We start from the raw sequence: 23,511 nt of genomic DNA, 5'->3' as shown, positions 1-23,511 counted from the left end.
GATCTCGGAAAGGGTTGCCACGTACAGGCTGGCAGCCCTTTCTCTTTTTCCGAACCCCCGTTAGTTTAGCGAAATGTTGTGGATCACTGACACCATTTCGATTGCCGATTGGGAGCTGAGCGAAAGCTTCGTGCGCGCCTCTGGTCCGGGTGGGCAAAACGTCAACAAGGTCTCAACAGCCGTCGAATTGCGGTTTGAGGCCGAGCGTTCGCCAAACCTGCCCGCAGGCGTCAAGGCGCGGCTGAAAAAACTCGCCGGGCGGCGTTGGACGCTGGAAGGCGCGCTGATCCTGCAAGTGGAAGACACCCGCAGTCAGGCTCGCAACCGCGAAATCGCACGTGAGCGGTTGGCCGATCTGATCCGCGCCGCCTTGGTCGCCCCCAAGCGGCGCATTGCAACCAAACCCAGCTACGGCAGCCAGTTGCGCCGCGTCGCCGCGAAAGTGCAGCGCGGCGAGGTCAAGGCACTGCGCGGCAAGCCGGGTGAGGATGAATGACGATTGAAGCGCTGGCAGACGAAGCCGTAAGCCATTGGAATGGCAAAGTTATCCGTATGCTGCGTAACCGCGAGAATGCGGTGTTCGAGGTCGCCTTGCCTACCGGGCGCGCCGCTCTTCGCCTGCACCGTATGGGTTATCAGGATGATGCCGCGATCCGGTCCGAACTGTGGTGGTGTGCGGCTTTGGCGGCCAAAGGTGTCGCCGTGCCCGCGGCCTTGCCCAGCCGTTCGGGCGATTTTCTGGTGAAATTGTCAAACGGGCGCAACGCCTCGACCATCGACTGGATGGAGGGTGACGCGTTTGGTGAGGCGGGCCAGCCCTTGCCATGCCCGCCCGATCAGCGTTTGCCGCGTCATCATGCGCTTGGAGTGCTGCTGGCGCAGGTTCACACCGCCACCGATCAACTGACGCTACCGCCTGATTTCACCCGCCCGCGCTGGGATATTGACGGGCTGGTGGGCGAAGCGCCGTTCTGGGGCCGGTTCTGGGACCATCCCGCAGCCACCCCCGCCCAAGCCGAAACCCTGCGCGCCGCCCGCGATTTTCTGCGCGCCCAGATCAGCGAGCATAAGCAAAACGGCGGCGATTTTGGCCCGATCCATGCCGACGTGCTGCGCGAGAATATCCTTGTGAACAAAGATTCACTTTCGCTGATCGACTTTGACGACTCTGGCTTTGGCTTCCGTCTCTACGATCTTGGTACCGCCCTCAGCCAGAACCTGCACGAGCCGGACTATCCAGAAATCCGTGATGCCCTAGTGGCTGGATACGCCCAAACCCGCCCGGCCACAGCCGCGCTGGCCGATCTTTTCACCCTCGCGCGCTGCTGTGCTTCGGTCGGATGGGCGGCACCACGGCTGGCGGCGGATGATCCGGTGCACACCTCACACCTTGCCCGCGCGGTGAATTGCGCGCAGCGGGTGATGGCCTAAACCACCACCGCCTGCGCCTGCTGTTCCCCCACGCCAAACACCCGTTTGTAACGCGCAATCTCATCCGCGGGGCCCATCGCCTTGTTCGGGTTGTCCGACAGCTTCACCGTCGGCCGCCCATTTGCAGCAATCGCCTTGCACACCACGCTGAACGGTGCCAGCGCATCATCTGGCGCCAAGCCACGGAAATCATTGGTCAACATCGTGCCCCAACCAAACGAGACCTTCACCCGGCCACGGAATTGCGCCTGCAATTCAACGATCTTGTCCACATCCAGCCCGTCCGAGAAGATCACCAGCTTCTGCCGGGGATCTTCGCCACGCTCTTTCCACCAGGCAATCGCAATCTCGGCCCCCGCCGCCGGATCGCCGCTGTCGATGCGAATACCCGTCCAGCTTGCCAGCCAATCCGGCGCATGTTTCAGAAAGCCCGCCGTGCCGAATGTGTCGGGCAGGATGATGCGCAGATTGCCGTCGTGCTCTTCCTGCCAATCGGCCAGAACCTGATACGGCGTCTGCGCCAGTTCGGCATCGGAATCCGCAAGGGCGGCATAGACCATCGGCAGTTCATGCGCGTTGGTGCCAATCGCCTCAACCTCGCGGCGCATCGCGATCAGGCAGTTCGAGGTGCCGGTGAACTTGCCCTCCAGCCCCTCTTGCATGGCTTGCACCGCCCAATCCTGCCACAGAAACGAATGCCGCCGCCGCGTGCCGAAATCGGCGATCCGCAAGCCGTCAATCTCGCGCAACTGGGTGATCTTTTCCCACAGCTTGGTCATCGCGCGGGCGTAAAGCACCTGCAACTCGAACCGGCCCTGCTTTTGCAACACGGCACGGCTGCGCAATTCCATCAGCACCGACAGCGCCGGGATTTCCCACAGCATCACGTCGGGCCAACTGCCTTCAAACGTCAATTCATACTGACCATCGCGCTTTTCCAGATGGTAGGCGGGCAGCCGCATCCCCTCGAACCACTCCATGAAATCCGGTCGGAACATCTGACGTTTGCCGTAGAACGTATTGCCGCGCAGCCAGGTGCTTTCACCGCGCGTCAGGCTCAGCGAGCGGACATGATCCAGTTGTTCGCGCAACTCGCCTTCATCCACCAGCTCGGCCAAGCGCACCGATTTGGATCGGTTGATCAAGCTGAAGGTCACGGTCGTATCCGGCCTGTTGCGGAAAATAGATTGGCACATCAACAGCTTGTAAAAGTCCGTGTCGATCAGCGAGCGGACGATCGGGTCGATTTTCCATTTGTGGTTCCAGACGCGTGCGGCAATATCGACCATGGCTGCTCTCCTTTTGCCGACCTGTCTACGGCATGAAGGGGGGCGGCGTCAAAACGATCCCGCGCGGCGGCGGTGCGTTCCAGCAGGGCGTAAAGCTCGGCACGAATCAAGGGTTTGGTCAAAACCGCATCCATCCCGGCAGCCAGACACAGATCAGCCTCTTCGGCGGCGGCATAGGCGGTCAGCGCCACGATCGGGCAGCGCGGCAGGCTATGCTCTGCCTCAAACCGGCGGATGGCGCGGGTGGCATCCTGCCCGTGCATTTCCGGCATCGACACATCCATCAGCACCAGATCGGGCGGCGCGCGCATGTAACTCGCCACCGCCAGCTTGCCGTTTTCGGCCTCGGCAATGGTTGCGACCGAGCGTTCGAGCAGTTTGCGCGTCACCAGCATGTTGGTGCGATTGTCTTCGGCCACCAGCAGCCGCAGGTTGGTCTGCGGCGCGCGCTGCACTTTCGCCACGGTGACGGCGCTATCTGGCGCGCGCAACAGCCGCAAAACCACGGTAAAGACCGAGCCGACACCCAGTTCAGACTCCACCTCAATATCGCCGCCCATCTGCTGCGCCAGCAGACGCGAGATGGTCAGGCCCAGCCCGGTGCCGCCAAACTGCCGCGAAATCGTGGTGTCGGCCTGCGCAAAGCTGTCAAACACATGCCCGATGCGGTCGGGGGCGATGCCGATGCCGCTGTCGGCGATGGCAATGCGAATTTCGTCGTGCAGGCCTTCTGGCCGGACAACGGCCGAGACCTTTACGCTGCCCGATGCCGTGAACTTCACGGCATTTCCCAGCAGATTCAACAAGATCTGCCGCAACCTGCCGGCATCCCCCAGATGCAGGTGCTGCATATCCGGCAAGTCTGCGTGCAGGGTGATGGCCTTTTTCAACGCGGTAGGCCGCAACAGATCCAACGCCCGGGCTACGCCTTCGTGGATCGAGAACGGTTCATTCACCAGATCAAACTTGCCCGCCTGCAGTTTTGACAGGTCAAGCACGTCATTGATGATGGTCAAAAGCGCGCGGCTGGAATCGACCACGGTGCTGACATAGTGCCGCTGCACCGGATCAAGCGGGGTTTCTTCCAGCAGTTCGGCCACGCCGATCACCCCGTTCATCGGGGTGCGAATTTCATGGCTCATCGTGGCGAGAAACTGCGATTTAGCGCGGGCGGCAGCTTCGGCGGCGATCCGCGCTTGGGCCAGTTCTGCCGCATGGGCTTTGGCTTCGGTAATGTCACGCTCTACTGCGATGAAAAGGCTGGGCTTTCCATCCGGCCCCAGCACGGGCGACATCGACACATCCACCCAGATCACCCGGCCCGATCTGGTGCGGTTCTGAATCTCCAACCGCACCGGCTTGCACTTTTCGCGCGCGTCCGACAGCGCCGCTAACGCCTCGGCACTGGTTTCGTCACTGTTCAGCAACGCCCCCGGATCCTGCCCGACAGCCTCGTCAAAACTATAGCCGGTGACACGGGTAAAGCCTTCATTCACCCATTCGATGCGGCCATCCGGCGCGGTGAACACGATGGAATCGGTCGCATGTTGCGCGACCAGCGCCAGCCGTTCGGCCTTGTGCGCAGCATCGGCCGCGGCGATTCTGGCGCTGTCCAGCGCAACGCTTTCTTGCAAAAGCGCCTGTTCGAACCGCAAACGCTCTGTCTGACCACGTTCGACCGCGCGCACAAACAGCGTGGCAGTATAGGCCATGATCAGCACCGAAATGAACAAGAACCAAGATTCCGCATGCAGCTGGTACGCATCCGAGCGCATGTCAGACAGCAGCATCGCCAGGCACGTCGCCCCATAGACCGCCAACCGCAGGCTGGTGCCAAACGGGAAATACCGCCGCACCAACCCGGCGTTGATCGAAGCTGACATCAGAAACGCCGCCGCAAAAAACCGCGCGCCTTGCAGCGGGATCAGCCGCCAGCAGATCATCACGCAGGCGGCGATCGTCATCGCCTGTAGCAGGCCTGAAAGTGCTGCAAACACCCTTGCAGCCTTTGGAACATGCGGTTGGGAAAACCGGCGCGAGATGGCGTAAAGCACGCTGCAATCTATCACTTCTCCCACAAGGGCCAACCCAGCAGCCACGCCGCCAAGCCAAAGCGAAGACAGCGCCGCGATGCTCAGCGCGCCGACCACCGTCATGGTCTGGCGCATCAGAAAGCCGCGCGCACGACCGCGTGCATAGCGCAGAAACAGGCCGTCCTTGCTGTTGCGGGCGGTAAACTGCCCGATTTCATGGCTGATCGCAGGGTTCATCGCAGGCGGCCTTTTGCATCTTGCCGCGCCACCCTACCGGGCAAGCGTTAACGCGAGGTGAGCGTCACACCACCCACTGCACGCCCGCCGCAATGCACTTCGCACGGGCCTCGGCCAGACTGCCGTTCAGATCAATCGCGCGGCAGGCACGTTCCAGCAGCTTTACAGAGAACCCCAGTTCGGCGGCATCCAAGGCTGAATAGGCCACGCAGAAATCGGTCGCCAAACCCACCAGAGTCAGCGTGGTAATGCCCCGCGCGCGCAAATAGCCTTCCAACCCGGTGGGGGTTTTGTGATCATTCTCGAAAAACGCGGAATAGCTGTCGATCCCGGCACGAAAGCCTTTGCGCACAATCAGTTGCGCCGGATCGGTCTGCAAATCCGCATGAAACTCGGCCCCGGCAGAGCCTTGCACGCAATGCACCGGCCACAGAACCTGCGGGCCATAGGGCATCTCGATCAGCGAAAACGCTTCGGCCCCGGGATGGTTGGCCGCAAAAGACGAATGGTCGGCGGGATGCCAGTCTTGCGTCAGCACCACGCAGCCGAACTCGGCCATCAAAGCGTTGATCTGCGGGATGATCGCATCGCCATCTGCCACCGCCAAAGCACCACCGGGGCAGAAATCATTCTGCAAATCAATCACGATCAGGGCTTCATGAGCTTGGCGCATCGCAGTCTCCGGTTGCTGTGCCTTTGGGTTAAGCGCCACCAGCGTCTCGGTCAACCGAAAGCCGCCCTAAAGATATGGCTGTCAAACATATTGCTCTGCGGCGGCGCAGCGCTTAAATCGCCGCTATGCAGACCGTTGCCGCGCTTTATCACTTCACCCGCTTCCCCGATCCTGCAGCCCTGCGCGGGCCGCTGGCCGATCTGTGCGCGCAGCACGGCGTGAAAGGTTCGCTGTTGCTGGCCAACGAAGGCATCAACGGCACAATCGCCGGGCCTGCCGAGGGGATCGCGGCTGTGCTGGCGCATTTGCGCAGCCTGCCCGGCTGTGCGGCGCTGGAGCATAAGGAAAGCTTCGCCGCCGAAATGCCGTTTGGTCGCATGAAGGTGAAGCTGAAGCGCGAGATCGTCACCATGGGCCAGCCCGATGTCGATCCGGTCGCACGCGTCGGCTCTTATGTCGCGCCGCAGGATTGGAACGCGCTGATCGCTTCCCCCGACGTGGCGCTGATCGACACCCGCAATGATTATGAGGTCGGCATCGGCACCTTCCAGGGCGCGGTCGATCCCGACATCCGCACCTTCCGCGATTTCCCCGCCTGGTGGGAGGCGCATAAGGACGAATACCGCGGCAAGCGCATTGCGATGTTCTGCACTGGCGGCATTCGCTGTGAGAAATCAACGAATTACCTGCTGGGCCAAGGCGTGAATGAGGTGTTCCACCTCAAGGGCGGCATCCTGAAATACCTCGAAGAAGTGCCTGCCGAATCCTCCATGTGGGATGGCGAGTGCTATGTGTTCGATGGCCGTGTTTCGGTCGGCCATGGCTTGATCCCCGGCGAATACGACAGTTGCCACGCCTGCCGCCGCCCGATCAGCGCCGCAGATAAACAGCGCCCGGAATACGAACGCGGCGCCTGCTGCCACCATTGCGTTGGCGAATACACCGAAGCCGACCGCACCCGTTTCCGCGAGCGTCAGCGCCAGATGGATCTGGCCGAAGCGCGCGGCGAACGGCATTTCAGCGACTGAACCATTCATCGCGAACAATCTGACGAAGGCCATCGCCTTCGTCACGCGGTAAAGTGTGCGCTGAACCCGCCGGGCCTCAAGGTCTACAGAGTGAAGCCGCCCACGCAGGCGGGGAAACGCAATGCGTTTCCTGTTTCCGCCCGCAACGCGCGGTCCCCTAGCGCATCACTGATCAACCGTTAGCCATGCTCCGGAAACCGCCAGCTTTCCGCCTCGGCCGCGATCTCGCTTGCTGCCTGCATCACCTGCGCGGCCTGTGCCTCTAGCCCCTGCAACGTGCTGCGCGCGGTGCTCGAGGTGATCGACACCGCGCCAATCATCCGGCCCGACCGCACCCGAATAGGCGCCGCCACGCAGATGATCCCCGCCTCATGTTCTTCATTGTCAAAGGCATAGCCGCGTGCCCGGATCGCCGCCAGTTCCTGCATCAGCCCCGCGCTATCCATTGTCCGCGCGGTAAACGGGTGAAAACTCTGCCGCGCCAGCGCGTCATTCAGCGCCGCCTCCGGCATGAACGCCAGCATCGCCTTGCCCACCCCGGTGCAATAGGCTGGCCCCACTTTCCCGGCCTGCGAAAACATCTCCAACGGGCGGGCGGCGTTGCGCTTGTCGACATACAGCACCTGCCCCTGATCCATCTGCGCCAGATGCACCGTCTCTCCGGTCGCCGCAGCCAGATCATCCAGCGCTCGCCGCGCCAATGGTGCCAGTGAGCTTTGCGCCCAAGCCCCATGCGCCAACCGCACCAGCCGCAGGCCCAGACTATAGCTGCCGCGCGCCTCGTCATAGGCCAGCATCCCCTGATGCGTCAGGGTTTGCAGCAGGCGATACAGTGTCGCCTTCGGATAGCCACCGCGCGCCAGCAGATCGCTGAACCGCACCGGAGCAAGTGCGGCCACCGTTTCCAGCACATCCAGCGCCTTGCCGACAGTGCCATCTTGCGCATTGTTCTGCATGGACCCTCGCAGGAATTGACAGCGCCTAGGGTAGGTCGCATAGTTATCAATATGCAAGACTTAGTTTCAAATAATGGAACCAACATGACGCCTGAATGGATCGCCGTCGATTGGGGCACCTCAAACCTGCGGGCTTGGGCGATGGGCGCGCAGGGTGTGCTGGCCAGCGCAGGCTCGGATGATGGCATGGGCAAGCTGGCTCCGGCGCAGTTTGAAGCGGCGCTGCTGCGGGTGATCGCGCCGTGGCTTGGCAGCGGTGTGACCCCGGTGATCGCCTGCGGCATGGTCGGCGCGCGACAGGGCTGGGTCGAGGCGCCCTATCGCGCCGTGCCTTGCGCCCCCGCTGCCCCCGGTGATCTGATGGCCGTCGCCACCGCCGATCCGCGCCTGCAAGTGATGATCGCGCCGGGTCTGCGGCAGGATAAACCCGCCGATGTGATGCGCGGCGAAGAAACCCAGATCGCCGGGGCCTTGGCACTGCTGCCCAACTTTGACGGCGTGTTCTGCCTGCCCGGCACGCATTCGAAATGGGCGCATGTCTCGGCGGGCGAGGTGGTGTCTTTCCAAACCTTCATGACCGGCGAATTGTTCGCGCTGCTGTCGCAACAATCGGTGCTGCGGCACGGAATGGGCGGCGAAGGCGACGATGACGCTGCCTTCCAGCAAGGTTTTGCAGATGCGCTAGAGCGGCCGGAAAAGGTTTCCGCACGTTTGTTCACATTGCGCGCCGAAGGCCTGCTGAATGGTCTATCTCCGGCCTCGGCACGGTCGCGGCTGTCTGGTCTGCTGATCGGATTGGAGCTCGCCGCCGCCAAACCCTATTGGCTGGGCCAACGCATCGCCCTGATCGGCGCGCCCGCACTTTCCGCCCGCTATACCGCCGCACTCGCCGCGCAAGGGGCCGCATCCGAAACCCTCGACGCCACCGCCTGCACCCTTGCAGGCCTTGCCGCAGCACGCGGTGTTTTGCAGAAAGCCAAGCCATGACACGCCCCCTGATCGCCATCCTGCGTGGCATCACCCCCTCCGAAGCCGTCCCGGTCGCCGAGGCACTGATCGCCGCAGGCATCACCCGGATCGAGGTGCCGCTGAACTCGCCCGATCCGCTGGTATCCATCGCTGCGATGGCTAAGGCCTTCTCATCGCAGGCAGAAATCGGTGCGGGCACGGTGCTGACCGTGCAGGACGTGGCTGATGTGGCGGCGGCGGGCGGGCGGCTGATCGTCTCGCCCAACTGCAATCCCGACGTGATCCGCGCCAGCAAAGCCGCTGGCATGGCCAGTTGGCCGGGGGTGATGACCCCCACCGAATGTTTCACCGCCCTCGCCGCTGGGGCCGATGGCTTGAAGATTTTCCCGGCCAGTCTGATTGGCACCGAAGGCCTGAAAGCCATCCGCGCCGTGCTGCCGAAAAGCTGTTCGGTTTATGCCGTGGGTGGTGCGGGCGCGTCCAATTTCGCCGAGTGGATCAAGGCGGGCGCCAGCGGTTTCGGCATCGGCACAGCCCTTTACACCCCCGGATTGTCGATCGCCGAAATCGCCGCAAAAGCCCGTGCGATCGTCACCGCTTACGACGAGGCCAGCGCATGATTTTCGATTCCCGCCTGTGTGAACTGGGTGAAGGCCCACTCTGGCATCCCATTCGTGAACAAATGTTCTGGTTTGATATCAACAACCAGAAACTGCTGTCGCAAGACCGCGACGGCCCCCGCGAATGGCGCTTTCCCGAGATCGTTTCGGCGGCGGGCTGGGTCAGCGAAGACGTTCTACTGATCGCCGGAGAGCGCGATCTTTTCCTGTTCGATCTGGAGACGGAGGAGGTCGAAACCCTCTGCCTGCTGGAGCAAGACAAACCGAAAAACCGCCCCAATGATGGCCGCGCCGATCCGCAAGGCGGGTTCTGGATCGGCACGATGGCCAAGGATGAGGCGCCGGGCGCAGGCGCGATCTACCGCTATTATCGCGGCGAATTGCGCAAGCTTTACAGCGACATATCCATCCCGAACGCGATCTGCTTCCCGCCCAGCGGTGCTTTCGCGCATTTCACCGATACCGTGACGCAAAAGGTGATGAAGGTCGCGCTGGACGCTGAAGGCTGGCCCAATGCTGCCCCGGAAGTCTTCCTCGATCTGACCACCGAAGGCCTTTACCCCGATGGTGCGGTGATTGATGCGGCAGGCGTGATGTGGCTGGCGCAATGGGGCGCGTCCCGGGTTGCCGCCTATGATCCCAATGGCAAATTCCTGCGCGCGATTGCTGTCGACGCACCGCAAACCACCTGCCCATCCTTCGCAGGCCCCAGCCTAAGTGCGATGATCGTGACCTCGGCACGCAAGAATCTGGGCGCCGAAGCCCTGCAAGCCGCCCCGCTTTCGGGGGCGACTTTCGTGGTCGAAGGCGTCGCCAAAGGGCAACGTGAACATCAGGTCATATTGGACTGAAGCCACCCAAACCACGCCGCCCCGGACTTGATCCGGGGCCTCCGTTCACCACACAGGAGGCCCCGGATCAAGTCCGGGGCGGCGCGGAGGATGAACTCAGGCCCGCACCGAAACCGCCCCATCCACCGGCAGAAACGCAAACCCATTCGGCCCCAAAGTCAGCCGCGTGCCGTCAAGGCTGACATTCTGCGATGGCCCTTCCAGCGCCGTAACCCCTTCCACTGCAACAGAAACCTCGGCAGGCGACAGGTTGAACACACACAACAGTGCATCACCCCGCGTGAATGCCAAGATCGGCTCGGGCACATGGAAAAACACCGTCGCCCCCGCCTTCAGCGCATCGGACCCGCGTCGATAGGCCAGCATGGCGCGGTAGGTTTCCAGCACCGATCCCGCCACGCCCACCTGAGACGCCACATTCCGCGCCAGTTGCGGCGCTTTTACCGGCAACCACGGCTTGCCCGTGGTAAACCCGCCAGTCGGCGAGGCGTCCCACACCATCGGCGTCCGCGTATTATCCCGCCCAACCGGCTCCGGCCAAAAGTTGATGCCCTGCGGATCGGTCAATTCCTCAAACCCCAAGACGGTATCGGTCTGGCCAATCTCTTCGCCCTCCCACAGGCAGATCGAGCCCTGAAACGACAGCAACAACGCCCCCGCCTGCCGTGCCAAAGCATCCTGAGAAACCCCATGCTTGGCCCAGCGCGAGGCCTGCCGCACCACGTCATGATTGGAAAACGCCCACATTGGCCAACCATTCGGCGCGCCGGTGAAGAATTCCTCGATCTTGCCCCGGAAGAACGCGGCCGAATAATCGTAGCCCATCATCTCGAACGAATAGCACTGATGCAAGCGACCGGGCGCGGTGTATTCGCCCATCATCCGAATGGCATGATGCGCCTCGCCCATCTCGCCCACCGTGGCGCGGTCGGTGTATTCATCCATCACCCGCCGGATACGCTCCATCCAGCCCAGATTCTCGGGCTGACCCTTTGAAAACAAATGATATTGCATCTCATAGGGGTTGCCGTCTGGCTTGGTCTTCACCCGGAAATCGGCGGCATCATTGCGGAACAAGGCATCCTTGTAGAAGTAATTCACCGTATCAAAGCGGAAGCCATCCACCCCGCGATCCAGCCAGAACCGCAGCACGGATTCCATATATTCGACCACCGCCGGATTGCGGTAATTGAAGTCCGGCTGCTGCGGCAGGAACGAGTGCATGTAATACTGTTTGCGCCGCGCATCCCAAGTGAAGGCCGGGCCGCCGAACACCGATAGCCAGTTGCAGGGCGGCGTGCCATCCGGGCGCGGGTCCACCCAGATATACCAATCCGATTTGTCATTATCGCTGCTTTTGCGGCTTTGCGCAAAGAACGGATGCTTGTCGGACGAATGGTTCAACACCTGATCAATGATCACCTTCAGGCCCAGATCATGCGCCCGCGCCACCAGCGCATCGAAATCCGCCAGCGTGCCGAACACCGGGTCAACATCGGTGTAATCGGCCACGTCATAGCCCATATCCAGCATCGGCGAGGTGAAGAACGGCGACAGCCAAACCGCATCGCAGCCCAGATCGGCGATATGGTCCAGTCGCCGGGTGATGCCCTTCAGATCGCCAATCCCGTCGCCGTTATCGTCCTGAAACGACCGCGGGTAGACCTGATATGTCACCGACCCGCGCCACCATTCCGTCATGCTCCGCCTCCGAATATCTGATTTTCCTTAAACCTAAACCGCTTTGAACGCCCTGCACAATCCGCGCCGCCGTTGTGTCCGCACAATTCTGCCGTTGACGCCGCCACGCTGTCGGCTAACCGTGCTGCCAAGCAGGAGCCGCCCCATGATCCAGACCTCCCCCAAATCCAGCATCTTCACCCCCGTCCTGATCTCAGGTTGCGTGATCCTGATGCTGGGCTTCGCCATCCGCGCTAGTTTCGGCGTGTTTCAGATTCCGATTGCCGCCGAGTTCAACTGGCCACGCGCCGAGTTTTCCATGGCCATCGCCATCCAGAATCTTGCGTGGGGCGTGGGTCAGCCGATCTTTGGCGCTATTGCCGAACGGTTTGGCGACCGCCGCGCCATCATTGCCGGGGCCATCCTTTACGCGCTGGGGCTGGTGCTTTCCAGCTTTGCCGTCACGCCCGGCCAGATGCAACTGCTGGAAATCCTTGTCGGTTTCGGCATCGCAGGCACCGGCTTTGGCGTGATCCTGGCCATCGTCGGCCGTGCCGCCAAGCCTGAAAACCGCTCGCTCGCCTTGGGCATCGCCACCGCCGCCGGGTCTGCGGGGCAAGTGTTTGGCGCACCCGCCGCGCAAATCATGCTGCAATATTATCACTGGCAAACCGTGTTCATCATCTTCGCCGTGGTGATCCTTTGCGCCCTGTTCGCGCTGCCGTTCCTGCGCTCGCCCAGCATGGCGACCAAGGCGGAACTCGATGAATCCCTCGGCACCGTGCTGAAACGCGCCTTCAAAGACCCGTCCTTTACCATGATCTTCGTGGGGTTCTTTTCTTGCGGCTATCAGTTGGGCTTTATCACCGCCCACTTCCCGGCCTTCATCACCGAGAAATGCGGCGCGATTGATCCAACCGGCCTGCTGGCGGATCTTGGCATCAGCACCACCTCGATTCTGGGGGCAATCGCGATTTCCGTGATCGGCCTTGCCAATATCGTCGGCAGCATCATGTCGGGCTGGCTGGGCAAACGCTACACCAAGAAATACCTGCTGTCGGGCATCTATGTGGCGCGCACCGTGGCCTCGGCCCTGTTCATCCTGCTGCCGATCACGCCCGCCTCTGTGCTGATCTTCTCGCTTGTGATGGGCAGCCTGTGGCTGGCAACCGTGCCGCTAACCTCTGGCCTTGTCGCCCACATCTATGGCCTGCGCTATATGGGCACACTGTATGGGGTGGTGTTCTTCTCGCACCAACTCGGCAGCTTCCTCGGTGTCTGGTTGGGGGGCAAACTGTATGACATGACCGGCGGCTATGACACCGTCTGGTGGATCGGCGTGGGCGTCGGGGCCTTTTCGGCGCTGGTGCATCTGCCCATCCGCGAGAAACCCCTGCTAGCACAACCCGCCTGAACCGATAGGAAACCCATGCGCGTCGGTATCGCGGCCCTGATGGTGGCCTATGTGCTCAGCCAGTTCTACCGTGCCTTTCTGGCGGTGCTGTCGCCCGTGCTAAAGGCCGAGATCGGCGCCACCGCCGAAAACCTCGCCTCGGCCTCGGGGCTGTGGTTTCTGGCCTTTGCGCTGATGCAGATTCCGGTCGGCGCGGCGCTGGACCGGATCGGCCCCCGCATCACCGCATCGGTTCTGCTGGCAGTGGGCGGCGCGGGGGCTGCGGTGTTCGCGCTGGCGACAGGGCCGATGGCGATCAACGTCGCCATGGTGCTGATCGGCATGGGCTGCGCGCCCGTGCTGATGGCGGCCTATTACATCTTCGCCCGAAGCCTTGCGCCCGCAGTATTCGGCACGCTGGCGGGGGTGATGATCGGGGTCGGCTCGCTTGGCAATCTCGCGGCCTCACTGCCGCTGTCACTGGCGGTCGAGGTGATCGGCTGGCGGGGTGCACTTTGGGCGCTGTGTGCGGTGACGCTGATCACCGCCGCCGCCGTCTGGCTGCTGGTCCGCGACCCCGCACGGGTGATCCACACCACCAAAGGCTCACTGCTGGACCTTCTGAAAATGCCCGCCCTCTGGCCGATCCTCTTGATGATGGCCGCCTGCTACGCCCCCGCCGCTGGCCTGCGTGGCCTGTGGATCGGCCCCTATATGACCGACGTGTTCCAAGCCGACGCCGCCCGCATCGGCCAGGCCACGCTGATCATGGGGCTGGCGATGGTCGCGGGCAACTTCGCCTACGGCCCGCTCGACCGCATCTTCGGCAGCCGCAAATGGCTGGTGTTTGGCGGCAATGCTTTGGCCGTCGCCTGCCTGATCGGCCTCTACACCCACGCCGACACCCCCGGCCCTTTGCCCATCGCCCTGCTGGCGGGCGTCGGCTTTTTCGGTGCCTCCTTCCCGATGGTGATGGCACATGGCCGCGCCTTCCTGCCGCCGCATCTGGTCGGGCGCGGCGTCACGCTGATCAACCTGTTCGGCATCGGCGCCGCAGGCATCATGCAAATCCTGACAGGGCGCTTGCACCACGCCCTTACCCCCAGCGATACCCTCTTGAACAGCGCCCCGCCCAGCACCCCCTACGCCGCCCTGTTTGCCTTCTATGCCGCGCTGACCACCGCCGGATTGCTGGTATATCTGCTATCCAAAGACCGCACCGACTGACGCCCTTCGTTTTACGCTTTCCCCGCGCCGCCCCATGCGCTAACAGGCCACGTCTTTGACGGTCAAAGACTGAACTTAGGAGACCCCGATGGGCTATAAAGTCGTCGTCGCGGGTGCCACGGGTAACGTGGGCCGCGAAATGCTGAACATCCTCGCCGAGCGCGAGTTCCCGGTTGACGAGATTGCCGCACTGGCATCGCGTAAATCGCTGGGCACTGAAATCAGCTTTGGCGACAAGACCGTTAAGACTAAGGATCTCGAAACTTTCGACTTCACCGGCTGGGACATCGCCTTGTTCGCCGTGGGCTCGGATGCCACCAAAATCTACGCCCCGAAAGCCGCCGCAGCGGGCTGCGTGGTGATCGACAACTCGTCGCTCTACCGCTACGACGCCGCCGTGCCGCTGATCGTGCCGGAAGTGAACGCCGATGCGATTGCGGGCTACACCAACAAGATGATCATCGCCAACCCGAACTGCTCGACAGCACAAATGGTTGTGGCGCTGAAACCCCTGCACGACCGCGCCCGCATCAAGCGCGTGGTTGTCAGCACCTATCAGTCGGTTTCGGGCGCTGGCAAGGAAGGCATTGACGAGCTTTGGGATCAGACCAAGGGCCTCTACGTTCCCGGTCAGGAAGTCGCCCCGAAGAAATTCACCAAGCAGATCGCCTTCAACGTGATCCCGCATATCGACGTGTTCCTCGACGATGGCTCGACCAAAGAAGAATGGAAGATGGTCGCGGAAACCAAGAAAATCCTCGACAAGAACATCAAAGTCACCGCCACCTGCGTGCGCGTGCCGGTGTTCGTCGGCCATTCGGAATCGATCAATATCGAGTTTGAAGACTTCCTTGATGAACACGAGGCCCGCGACATCCTGCGCGAATCCCCCGGCGTCATGGTGATCGACAAGCGCGAAAACGGTGGCTACATCACCCCGATCGAATGTGTCGGCGATTACGCCACCTATATCAGCCGTATCCGGCAGGACAGCACGATTGATAACGGCATCAACCTGTGGTGCGTCTCGGATAACCTGCGCAAGGGTGCCGCGCTGAACGCCGTTCAGATTGCAGAACTGCTGGGCAGCCGTCACCTGAAAAAGGGCTGATCCGGGCCTGCGACGAATTTGAAAAGCCCTGCCGGTTGGCGGGGCTTTTTTTATGCCGCGCCGGGTTCAACTCGCAGCAAGGGCTACCAAGACCACAACATGTTGTGGAAAAATCACCAGAAAAGCCCTAAAACCACAAGTCATTCCCAGCGTGGAAGGCTTTCAGCGCTGCAGGCCAAACGGCGGTAAGCCGTTCTCAGGCCGCCACCCCAGCCTTCAGCCCGTCATAAACCGCTTCCTCTGCGGTGCGGGGGGCAAGGCAATCGCCGATCTGCGTGAAGCTGATGCCCAATGCCTGCAACTCGGCGGCCAGTCCATCCACCGGCACATGCCCAAGGCTCAGCACCAGTGTATCGACGCCCGCGATTTCCATCGCCTCGCCGCTGGGGGTGTGTTGCAGGTAAACCGTGTCCTCGGCGGTGCCAAACAGCCGCGCATAGGGCCGCACCTCGATCTGCAAACGGTGCAGATCGGCGGCCATGGTGTCGCGCACATACAGCGGCAAAGCCTCGCCCGGATGCAAACCGTTGACCGCCAGCGTCACCGTCGCCCCATCCCGCGCCGCCATTTCGGCAATGCCGGGGCCGATCCAGTCGCAGCGCCAATCCGCCACCACCACCCGCGCGCCCAGCTTCACCTCACGCCGCAGCACCTGCCAGGCGGTCACAATCTGGATCTGCCCGTCGGTGGGAAGTTCTGGGATGTGGGGGCGGGCACCCGTGGCGATGATCACCGCATCAGGCGCCTCGGTCTGCACCAGCGCAGCCGTCACCGTCACCCCCCGCCGCACCTGCACCTGCGCCCGCTCCATCTCACGCGCGAGGTTGGTGACAATGCCGCCAAACTCCGCCCGCTTCGGCAGCAGTTGCGCCAGCAACGCCTGCCCGCCCAACTGGCTTGCGGCCTCATACACCGTCACCTCATGCCCACGCTTCGCCGCCGTGATCGCCGCTTTCATGCCAGCCGGACCACCGCCCACCACCATGACCTTCTTGCGTTTGAGGGCAGGGGGCAGATTGCCATAGGTCAGTTCCCGCCCGGTCTCGGGATGCTGAATACAGGAAATCGGCAAACCGCGATGGAAATGCCCGATGCAGGCCTGATTGCAGGCGATGCAGGCGCGAATATCCTCCACCGCCCCCGCTTCGGCCTTGGCGGGCATTTTCGGGTCACAAATCAGCGCCCGCGTCATGCCGCACATATCGGCATGACCCGCCGCAATGATCGCCTCCGCCTCTTGCGGCTGGTTGATCCTGCCCGCGATGAAAACCGGGATGCGCAGGGCCTTGCGGAAGGCCCCGGCATCAGCGGCAAAATACCCCGCCGCATAGGCCATCGGAGCGGCGATATGCACAGCACCGCCAATGCTGGCCGACGTGCCGGTGGTGACATTCACAAAATCCAACCCGGATTCCAGCGCTTTGCAAGCCGCCAAAGCCTCGGGGATGGTCAACCCTTCTTCATCCCGCTCACCCGCCGAAATCCGCAGCCCAATGATGAAATCGTCATCCGTCGCCTGACGGACCGCAGCAAGAACACGGGCAAGAAAATGCTGGCGCTTGGCATCGCTGCCGCCAAAATCATCGTCCCGAAGGTTCACACGCGGATTCAAGAATTGCGCAGGCAAATACCCGTGCGAAGCGACAATCTCCACGCCATCAAACCCCGCCATATGCAACCGCCGCGCAGCCGAGGCATAGCCCGCGATGATATCCTCGATCATCGCAACCGATAAAGCGCGCGGCATCACATGAAACCGCTCATTCGGCACTGCCGATGGCGCATAAGCCACCGCCAGCAACCCATCCGCGCTTTCCATGATTTCACGCCCCGGATGGAACAGTTGCGACAGGATCACTGCCCCCTCGGCATGAACCGCCTTGGCCAATTCCGTATAGCCCGGAATACAAGCATCACTGGTCGCCATCAGCAGATGCGAGGTGTAGCGCGCCGTCTCATGCACCCCCGCCACCTGCGTGATGATCAACCCGACCCCGCCCTTTGCCCGCGCCTGATGATAAGCGATCAGCGCCGGATTGACCGTGCCATCGGTGGGCATGGTTGTGTCATGCCCGGTGGACAGGATGCGGTTTTTGACTTGCGTGCGGCGCAGGGTCAGCGGGGTGAACAGGTGTGGAAACATCGGATGCGGCCTTTGGGTATGCTCGCCGAGTGGTATCAGGTCAGTAAAAAAATTAAAGATAATTTTACTAAGGGCAAAATTGATTGTGCGCGTTGTGAAAGCGCGGCATGGTTGTTGCATGAATGAAACACATGATCCGACGGGTTTTCTGGGCGAACGGATGCGCGGGTTGCGCAAGCGCCGGGGGCTGACTTTGGCGCAACTGGCTGATGCGGCCGGGCTGTCGATTGGTTATATCAGCCAGTTGGAGCGCAATTTGGCCTCACCTTCCATTCCGGCATTGGTGAATATTGCCAAGGGCTTGGGCGTGACGGTGCAGTGGTTCTTCGCGGGTGATGCGCCGGTGCCAGAGGATGAGCGCGGCTATGTTATCCGCCGCGATAACCGCCTTAGCCTGCGGTATGCGGGCGGGATCGTCGATGAATTGCTGACGCCAAAGCTAAGCTTGCAGGTCGAGATGATCTACACCCGGATGCCTGCGGGCACCGAAAGCGCGCAATCTTACAGCCATGAGGGCGATGAGGTGGGCTTTGTGCTGCAGGGGCAGTTGGAAATCTGGATCGGTGAGCGGCATTTTCTGCTGAATGCCGGGGACACGTGCAGCTATGCCTCATCCGAGCCGCATCGTTATCGCAATCCGGGGCCGGGCGAGGCTATTGTGCTGTGGGCGATCAGCCCGCCGAGTTTTTAGCGCACTCTGCCAGCATCGATAGAAATCCTGCGAAGAGATGGCGCATGGCGGGGTGTTTGTAGGGAAACACCTGCGGCGGGTCCATGTCGTGCACGATCATGGCCACATCGACCTCGAACACCAAAAGGCGGCCATCGGGCAGCTCGGCGCAGTCGATGCCGAAGTAGTCAAGGCCGATCAGGTCATAAAGGCTGGCGAAGGCTGTGGCGTGGCGGTGGGCAAAGTCGTGGTGGAAATCGGCCATCCATGCGGCTTCAGCGGCGCGGCGGGTGGGGTGGTTTGACATATCGGCGTTCAGATAATGCACCATCCAATGCGGTGAGAGCGCCATATGGCTGGGGTAGGGCTTGCCCTTGATCAGCACGATGCGCTGTTTGGCGTAAAGGCCGTTGCTGCCGCGATAGTCGATGAAGGGCGCGGCATAGGCTTGGGTGGCGGCGTGGTTGCGCAGCCATGCAGCCAGATCGGCGCTGCTGGCGATCAGCGCCATGCCGATCCCCGCGTGGGTGCCGATGGGGCGCAGGATGTAAGGGGCGGCAACCGGAGCCGTCATCAACGCGGCCACCAGATCGGCGCGGGGCAGCGATCGGGTGGTGGGGATGCAGAGGCCGGGGGCATCGGCCAAGTGGCGTGCCACGGCTTCGCGCGACAGGGTGGAGATGATGTGGGGGGCGTTGTTGCAGATGGGGGTGGGGAAGCCGTGCAGCAGCGTGTGCATATGGGCCAGCACCGCCGCCGTAGTCGGAGATTCGCCGATGGCCATGAAGGCCACATCATGCGCGGGTAGGTTCGACAGGCTATCGGTTTCGCAATCGACGAAATGCAGGATCAGCACCGCATCCGAGCCGTGCAGTAGGAAATCCAACGGCGTGTTGGCCATGAAATCGCCCGCCGTCAAAAAGGCCAGTATCCGCAGACCCAGACCAGAGCCGTGGCTGATCACATAGCTTTTCTGCATTGCAATCGCATGGCGCTGCATCAGCGCGCCCTCGGCTGCCAGATCGCCGCCTTGCAGCATCATCAGGGTGGCGAGATCCAGCAAAGCGCCCAAATCCACTACCGGACCCTGCACGCGGGCCACCAGATCACGGCTGAGGCTGGAAAGATCGGCACCTGCATAGGCCTGCCGGACGATAGCGCCATAGCCAAGGCAGGGCTGCGCGGCCACGGGCCAAGAGGCGGGGGCCGCGGGGGAAAGCTGGGTAGAAAGCTGCATCAACACTCCTTCATACGCGCCGTTCTGGCGTGGCATCAGCAGTAAGGTCGATGTCTGAAGAAAGCGTTTCGGGGATTTGGACTGTATCGGATTTTAGCAAAGAACATGCGGGCCGGTGGGCCTGCACGCTTTCCCATCTGGGAATGACTTGTGGTCTTGGTCGGATACTTCGGGCATTTCCACAATATGTTGTGTTTACCTGCCGAAATTCCCAGGTTTCGCCTTAGAAGGGTTAACGCCAGTTAACCCTTTATGCCGATGGATTCAGCCAGATCGGTGGCTTCTTCACAATCACCACACAGGCCTTGCAGCTTTTTCAGATTGGCGATGGCGGCATCGGTCTGGCCAAGTTCCAGATACATCTCGCCCTGATATTCCAGTGCGCCGAGATGGCCGGGATTGATCTTGAGCGCCGCCGTGTAAGAGGTTGCCGCCACATCCATATTGCCCAGTTTGCGATTGGCAAACCCGCGCAGGTTCCAGGCATCGGCGTTTTGCGGTTCTTCGCTGGTGATCTTATCCAGCAAGGGCAGGGCAGCGGCGTAATCTTCAGCGTCAATCTTGGCCTTGGCGTCGGCATAGGTCGAGGCGGATTCGGTCTCGCTGCTGTCATCGGAACTGCCTGCGGCCATGGCCGGATCCAGCGCCATCGACAACAGCCCGAACAGGCCGATCAGGACGTAAGCAAAGATATGGGGCATTTTGGCTTCTCCCTCTGGTCGCGTAAACGCTAACCGATTCGATGATTTTGCCGCATCAAGCCTGCGTGAGATGGCGAAATTAAGCCAGAGCTTCGGAAATCAGCACCTGACGGATGGATTTTGCGGTTTTATCAACGATCTCTGTCAACTCATCATCGGTGCAGTTATAGGGCGGGGCAAGGATGACGATATCGCCGTTGCTGCCATCGACATTGCCGCTGACCGGGTAGCAGATCAGGCCGTTGGCCATCGCCGCCGCGCGGATTTTCAGTGCCAGTTGGCGCTGGGCGGCGAAGGGTTGTTTGCTGGCACGGTCGGCCACCAGTTCGGCGCAGATGAAATGGCCGCGGCCGCGAATGTCGCCGATGGCATCAAGGTCGTGCATCGCCTCGGCCAGCCAGGTTTTCAGGCGGGCTTCATTGGCGGTGACGCGGGCGAGCAGGCCTTCGCGCGCGATGATCTCTTGCACCGCGACCCCGGCGGCGCAGGCGGCGGTGTGGCCGGTGAAGGTGTGGCCGGTGCCGAAAGCGCCGTCACGCGCGCGGATGGCATCCCAGACGGCGGTGGTGCAGATCGCGGCCCCCAGCGGCATGTAGCCACCGGCAAGGCCCTTGGCGATGGACATGATGTCAGGCTCTACCCCGTCGCGATCCAGCGCGCGCCAAGGGCCGGTGCGGCCAGCGCCACACATCACTTCGTCGGCGATCATCAAGACGCCGTATTTGGTGCAAATCTCGCGCACGCGGCGGGCGTAGGTTTCGGGGGCGGGCACGCAGCCGCCTGCGGCACCGACGACGGGTTCAAAGATGAAGGCGGCGATGGTCTCGGGGCCGTGGGCGAGGATGGCGGCTTCGAGCTCTGCCGCGCAGGCTTCGCCTGCGGTGTCAGGCGTGGCCCCGGCGATGGGGCGGTAGGCGTTGGCCGGGGAAAGTTTGATCGAAGGGATGAAGGCGCCTTCATAGGCGGCGGTGCGTTCGGCAAAGCCCGAAACCCCCAATGCGCCCAAAGTGTTGCCGTGCCAGGATCGTTCGCGGCTGATGAAACGGCGGCGGGATTTCTGGCCGATGGCGGTTTGGTATTGCAGGGCAATCTTCAGGCAGCTTTCGACAGCCTCGGACCCGCCGGTGACAAACACCATCTCGCGCAGGGTGCCGCCGGTGTGCGTGCGGATGATCTCGGTGAGGTGTTCCAGCGCGTCGGTGCTGAAGTTATAGCGGTAGCCGTGGGCGATCTGGCCCAGTTGGGCGGCGATGGCGGCGTTGACCTCGGGGTGGGCGTGGCCGAGGCAATAGACGGCGGGGCCACCCGATCCGTCGATATACTGCTTGCCCGTCGCGTCCCACAGATAGCTGCCGCGCGCATGGGTGACTTTCGGCAGGGCGGCGGTGGCGGTGAGGGCATCTTTGCGCGACATGGTTGGGCTTTCCAGGTGGGCCGTTCGATTTGGGGCAGAATGGCAGGGCGCGGAATGGCCAGCAAGGGGCGAACGGGGGGGCGAGGGGGCTTGCCTGAGCGGGGGCTGCGGCCCTAGGCTTAGCGCAGGTGTTGGAGGGTTTCATGCGATATTTTGTTGGGCTGGTTTGGGCTTTGGGCATGGCAGCGGGTCCGGTGTTGGCCGATCAGATTGTGGTCGGCAGCCATATCACGGCGGTGACGGTCTATCCCCAAGGTGCGCAGGTGACGCGCGAGGTGGATTTTGACGCACCTGCGGGTGCGAGTGAGGTGCTGATCACCGATCTGCCGGAAGATACGCAGGCCGAACTGATCCGGCTGAATGCAACGGGTGTGGTGCTGGGGGCGTTTTCGCTGCGCACCGATCGGCTGCCGCCGCGCGATGATTCAAAAGACCCGGCGGTGCTGGCGGCCAAGGCGGCGGTCGAGGCTGCAGAGGCAGGCGTGCGCAAAGCCCAAGCCGGGGTCGATGCGATCACCGCCAAGGTGGAAGCGGCAGAGGCGCAGGCCGATTTCCTGCGGCGGGTGAAGCCTGAGGGTGACGCGGTGACGGTGGATGGCGTGAAGGCGCTGGCGGTGATGGTGGGCACGGAAGTGCTGGCCGCGCGCGAGGCGGCGTTGGCCGCCAGTGCCGATCTGCCCGCGGCACAGAAAGCCGTGGAGGATGCGCAGAAGGTTTTGGCCGATGCCCAGCAGACGCGGGATGCGGTTTCGCAGGGGGCTGTGGATTACACCGGGCTGTCGGTGGCGGTGACGGCGGATGCGGCGGGGCCTGCGCATCTGGTGGTGACGCATTTCATCGAAAGCGCCAGTTGGCAGCCGGTCTATGACATGATGCTGACCCGCAAAGACCCCAAGCTGACCATCGCGCGTGGGGCTTTGGTCAGCCAGTATTCCGGCGAGGATTGGCAGGGGGTGGACCTGACGCTATCCACCGCGCAGCCCTCGGCGCAGGCGGAGCCTTCAACGGTTTGGCCGCAGTTGCGGCGCGTGGTGGACCCAGCACCTGTGTCGCAGCCGTTGGCAAAGGGTGCCGCGTTGGCGGAAGGTGAAATGGACGCGATGGTCGAGCCGGTGATGGAGCCCGAGGTGGTGATGGCAGCGCCGATGATACAGGGCGATGTGGTGGTCTATCACTACCCCGCCAAGGTGGATGTGGCGGGTGGGGTGGAAAACCTGCGGCTGGCATTGGATGAGATCACGGTGGTGCCGACAATCGTGGCGCAGGCGGTGCCGCGCGCGGATCAGACGGCGTTTGTGATGGCGAAGTTCACCAATGACAGCGGCGAGATCTTGCTGCCCGGTCAGGCGTTCCTGCTGCGCGAGGGCGTGTTGGTGGGGGCGACTTCGATCGACTCGGTGGCACCGGGGGCCGAGGAGGAGATTGCGTTCGGTGCCATTGAAGGCTTGCGGCTGAAGCGCGACATGCCGCTGCGGGCCGAGGGGGATCGCGGGATTCTGTCCAGCTCGACGCAGGTCGAGGAGAAGGCGGTGTTGCAGATCGAGAACCTGACGGATGAGGCTTGGCCGGTGCGGTTGCTGGATGTGGTGCCCTATTCGGAACAAGAGGAGTTGGAGATCAGCTATACCGCCGATCCCGCCCCGAGTGTGGTCGATGTGGACGGCCAGCGCGGCGTGTTGGCTTGGGAATTTGAACTGCCAGCCGGTGAGAAGAAAGCGGTGCAGTTGGACAGCGTGATGCGCTGGCCCGAGGGGAAAGAGTTGCAGTAAGGGGGGGTGGTGTTGCGGCGGGAATGGTCTTTGCACGCCGTGAAGCAGGCAAAGCTTGCCACATACTCCACGCCGCCCC

Annotated in this window: 20 protein-coding genes; 11 read left to right on the top strand and 9 right to left on the bottom strand. The window is 62.3% G+C overall.

Annotation, left to right across the window (positions count from 1 at the left end; all coding sequences use genetic code 11):
* Positions 1 to 73 precede the first annotated feature (73 nt).
* Positions 74 to 496 carry an alternative ribosome rescue aminoacyl-tRNA hydrolase ArfB gene (gene arfB / locus ACFOGH_RS13700; RefSeq protein WP_380073633.1) on the top strand — a complete coding sequence of 141 codons (423 nt, stop codon included), beginning with the start codon at positions 74 to 76 and terminating at the stop codon, positions 494 to 496.
* Positions 493 to 1,431: a phosphotransferase enzyme family protein gene (locus ACFOGH_RS13695; protein WP_380073632.1), complete on the top strand. Its 939-nt coding sequence runs from the start codon at positions 493 to 495 to the stop codon at positions 1,429 to 1,431. Before arfB ends, ACFOGH_RS13695 begins: the two co-directional genes overlap by 4 nt.
* Here the strand turns inward: ACFOGH_RS13695 and pncB are convergent.
* The 3 genes from pncB to pncA form a co-directional block, all read right to left on the bottom strand.
* The gene (pncB, locus tag ACFOGH_RS13690; protein WP_380073631.1) at positions 1,428 to 2,720 is read right to left on the bottom strand and encodes a nicotinate phosphoribosyltransferase; all 1,293 of its coding nucleotides are present in this window, start codon (positions 2,718 to 2,720) and stop codon (positions 1,428 to 1,430) included. The genes ACFOGH_RS13695 and pncB overlap by 4 nt on opposite strands.
* Positions 2,654 to 4,990 carry a hybrid sensor histidine kinase/response regulator gene (locus ACFOGH_RS13685; protein WP_380073630.1) on the bottom strand — a complete coding sequence of 779 codons (2,337 nt, stop codon included), beginning with the start codon at positions 4,988 to 4,990 and terminating at the stop codon, positions 2,654 to 2,656. Before ACFOGH_RS13685 ends, pncB begins: the two co-directional genes overlap by 67 nt.
* 64 nt (positions 4,991 to 5,054) lie before the next feature.
* Positions 5,055 to 5,663, bottom strand: coding sequence for a bifunctional nicotinamidase/pyrazinamidase (gene pncA / locus ACFOGH_RS13680; RefSeq protein WP_380073629.1), 609 nt, complete (start codon positions 5,661 to 5,663; stop codon positions 5,055 to 5,057).
* Positions 5,664 to 5,788: 125 nt separating this feature from the next.
* Between pncA and trhO the strand changes: the two genes are divergently transcribed.
* A complete protein-coding gene (gene trhO / locus ACFOGH_RS13675; protein WP_380073628.1) occupies positions 5,789 to 6,691 on the top strand; it encodes an oxygen-dependent tRNA uridine(34) hydroxylase TrhO in 903 nt (300 codons plus the stop codon).
* A 179-nt stretch (positions 6,692 to 6,870) separates the two neighbouring features.
* Here trhO and ACFOGH_RS13670 read toward each other — a convergent pair whose 3' ends face one another.
* Complete coding sequence (locus ACFOGH_RS13670) at positions 6,871 to 7,647, bottom strand: IclR family transcriptional regulator (RefSeq protein ID WP_380073627.1); 777 nt, start codon at positions 7,645 to 7,647, stop codon at positions 6,871 to 6,873.
* 84 nt (positions 7,648 to 7,731) lie between these two features.
* Here ACFOGH_RS13670 and ACFOGH_RS13665 point away from each other — a divergent pair, with 84 nt between their 5' ends.
* The 3 genes from ACFOGH_RS13665 to ACFOGH_RS13655 are packed head-to-tail and all read left to right on the top strand — an operon-like array spanning position 7,732 to position 10,087.
* Complete coding sequence (locus tag ACFOGH_RS13665) at positions 7,732 to 8,634, top strand: 2-dehydro-3-deoxygalactonokinase (protein WP_380073626.1); 903 nt, start codon at positions 7,732 to 7,734, stop codon at positions 8,632 to 8,634.
* Positions 8,631 to 9,236 (top strand): 2-dehydro-3-deoxy-6-phosphogalactonate aldolase, encoded by a 606-nt coding sequence (locus ACFOGH_RS13660; RefSeq protein WP_380073625.1) that lies wholly within the window; start codon positions 8,631 to 8,633, stop codon positions 9,234 to 9,236. Before ACFOGH_RS13665 ends, ACFOGH_RS13660 begins: the two co-directional genes overlap by 4 nt.
* On the top strand, positions 9,233 to 10,087 hold the full coding sequence (locus tag ACFOGH_RS13655; RefSeq protein ID WP_380073624.1) for an SMP-30/gluconolactonase/LRE family protein: 855 nt from the start codon (positions 9,233 to 9,235) through the stop codon (positions 10,085 to 10,087). The genes ACFOGH_RS13660 and ACFOGH_RS13655 overlap by 4 nt, the downstream gene beginning before the upstream one ends.
* A 96-nt stretch (positions 10,088 to 10,183) precedes the next feature.
* On the opposite strand, the gene ACFOGH_RS13650 is transcribed toward ACFOGH_RS13655, so the two are convergent.
* Entirely contained in the window at positions 10,184 to 11,788 is a 1,605-nt protein-coding gene (locus ACFOGH_RS13650; RefSeq protein ID WP_380073623.1) for an alpha-glucosidase, read from the bottom strand.
* Between the two features lie 145 nt (positions 11,789 to 11,933).
* Here ACFOGH_RS13650 and ACFOGH_RS13645 point away from each other — a divergent pair, with 145 nt between their 5' ends.
* The 3 genes from ACFOGH_RS13645 (at position 11,934) to ACFOGH_RS13635 (ending at position 15,498) form a co-directional block, all read left to right on the top strand.
* Positions 11,934 to 13,181, top strand: a complete 1,248-nt coding sequence (locus tag ACFOGH_RS13645) for an MFS transporter (protein WP_380073621.1) — start codon at positions 11,934 to 11,936, stop codon at positions 13,179 to 13,181.
* Between the two features lie 15 nt (positions 13,182 to 13,196).
* The gene (locus tag ACFOGH_RS13640) at positions 13,197 to 14,387 is read left to right on the top strand and encodes an MFS transporter (protein WP_380073620.1); all 1,191 of its coding nucleotides are present in this window, start codon (positions 13,197 to 13,199) and stop codon (positions 14,385 to 14,387) included.
* A gap of 88 nt (positions 14,388 to 14,475) precedes the next feature.
* Entirely contained in the window at positions 14,476 to 15,498 is a 1,023-nt protein-coding gene (locus tag ACFOGH_RS13635; RefSeq protein WP_380073619.1) for an aspartate-semialdehyde dehydrogenase, read from the top strand.
* A gap of 196 nt (positions 15,499 to 15,694) precedes the next feature.
* Here ACFOGH_RS13635 and ACFOGH_RS13630 read toward each other — a convergent pair whose 3' ends face one another.
* Positions 15,695 to 17,641, bottom strand: coding sequence for an oxidoreductase (locus tag ACFOGH_RS13630; protein WP_380073618.1), 1,947 nt, complete (start codon positions 17,639 to 17,641; stop codon positions 15,695 to 15,697).
* 118 nt (positions 17,642 to 17,759) lie between these two features.
* On the opposite strand from ACFOGH_RS13630, the gene ACFOGH_RS13625 reads away from it, so the two are divergent.
* Positions 17,760 to 18,332: a helix-turn-helix domain-containing protein gene (locus tag ACFOGH_RS13625; RefSeq protein WP_380073617.1), complete on the top strand. Its 573-nt coding sequence runs from the start codon at positions 17,760 to 17,762 to the stop codon at positions 18,330 to 18,332.
* Here ACFOGH_RS13625 and ACFOGH_RS13620 read toward each other — a convergent pair.
* The 3 genes from ACFOGH_RS13620 to ACFOGH_RS13610 form a co-directional block, all read right to left on the bottom strand.
* Positions 18,313 to 19,548 (bottom strand): ATP-grasp domain-containing protein, encoded by a 1,236-nt coding sequence (locus tag ACFOGH_RS13620; RefSeq protein WP_380073616.1) that lies wholly within the window; start codon positions 19,546 to 19,548, stop codon positions 18,313 to 18,315. The genes ACFOGH_RS13625 and ACFOGH_RS13620 overlap by 20 nt on opposite strands.
* A 242-nt stretch (positions 19,549 to 19,790) precedes the next feature.
* Entirely contained in the window at positions 19,791 to 20,249 is a 459-nt protein-coding gene (locus ACFOGH_RS13615; protein ID WP_380073615.1) for a tetratricopeptide repeat protein, read from the bottom strand.
* A gap of 79 nt (positions 20,250 to 20,328) precedes the next feature.
* Positions 20,329 to 21,663, bottom strand: coding sequence for an aspartate aminotransferase family protein (locus ACFOGH_RS13610; protein ID WP_380073614.1), 1,335 nt, complete (start codon positions 21,661 to 21,663; stop codon positions 20,329 to 20,331).
* A 143-nt stretch (positions 21,664 to 21,806) separates the two neighbouring features.
* Here ACFOGH_RS13610 and ACFOGH_RS13605 point away from each other — a divergent pair, with 143 nt between their 5' ends.
* Positions 21,807 to 23,432, top strand: coding sequence for a DUF4139 domain-containing protein (locus ACFOGH_RS13605; RefSeq protein ID WP_380073613.1), 1,626 nt, complete (start codon positions 21,807 to 21,809; stop codon positions 23,430 to 23,432).
* Positions 23,433 to 23,511 lie beyond the last annotated feature (79 nt).

The organism is Cypionkella sinensis (assembly GCF_042646385.1).
GTDB classification, from domain to species: Bacteria; Pseudomonadota; Alphaproteobacteria; order Rhodobacterales; family Rhodobacteraceae; genus Cypionkella; species Cypionkella sinensis.
Note: the sequence above shows the minus strand (reverse complement) of the source record. Positions and strands in the feature narration are given on the sequence as shown.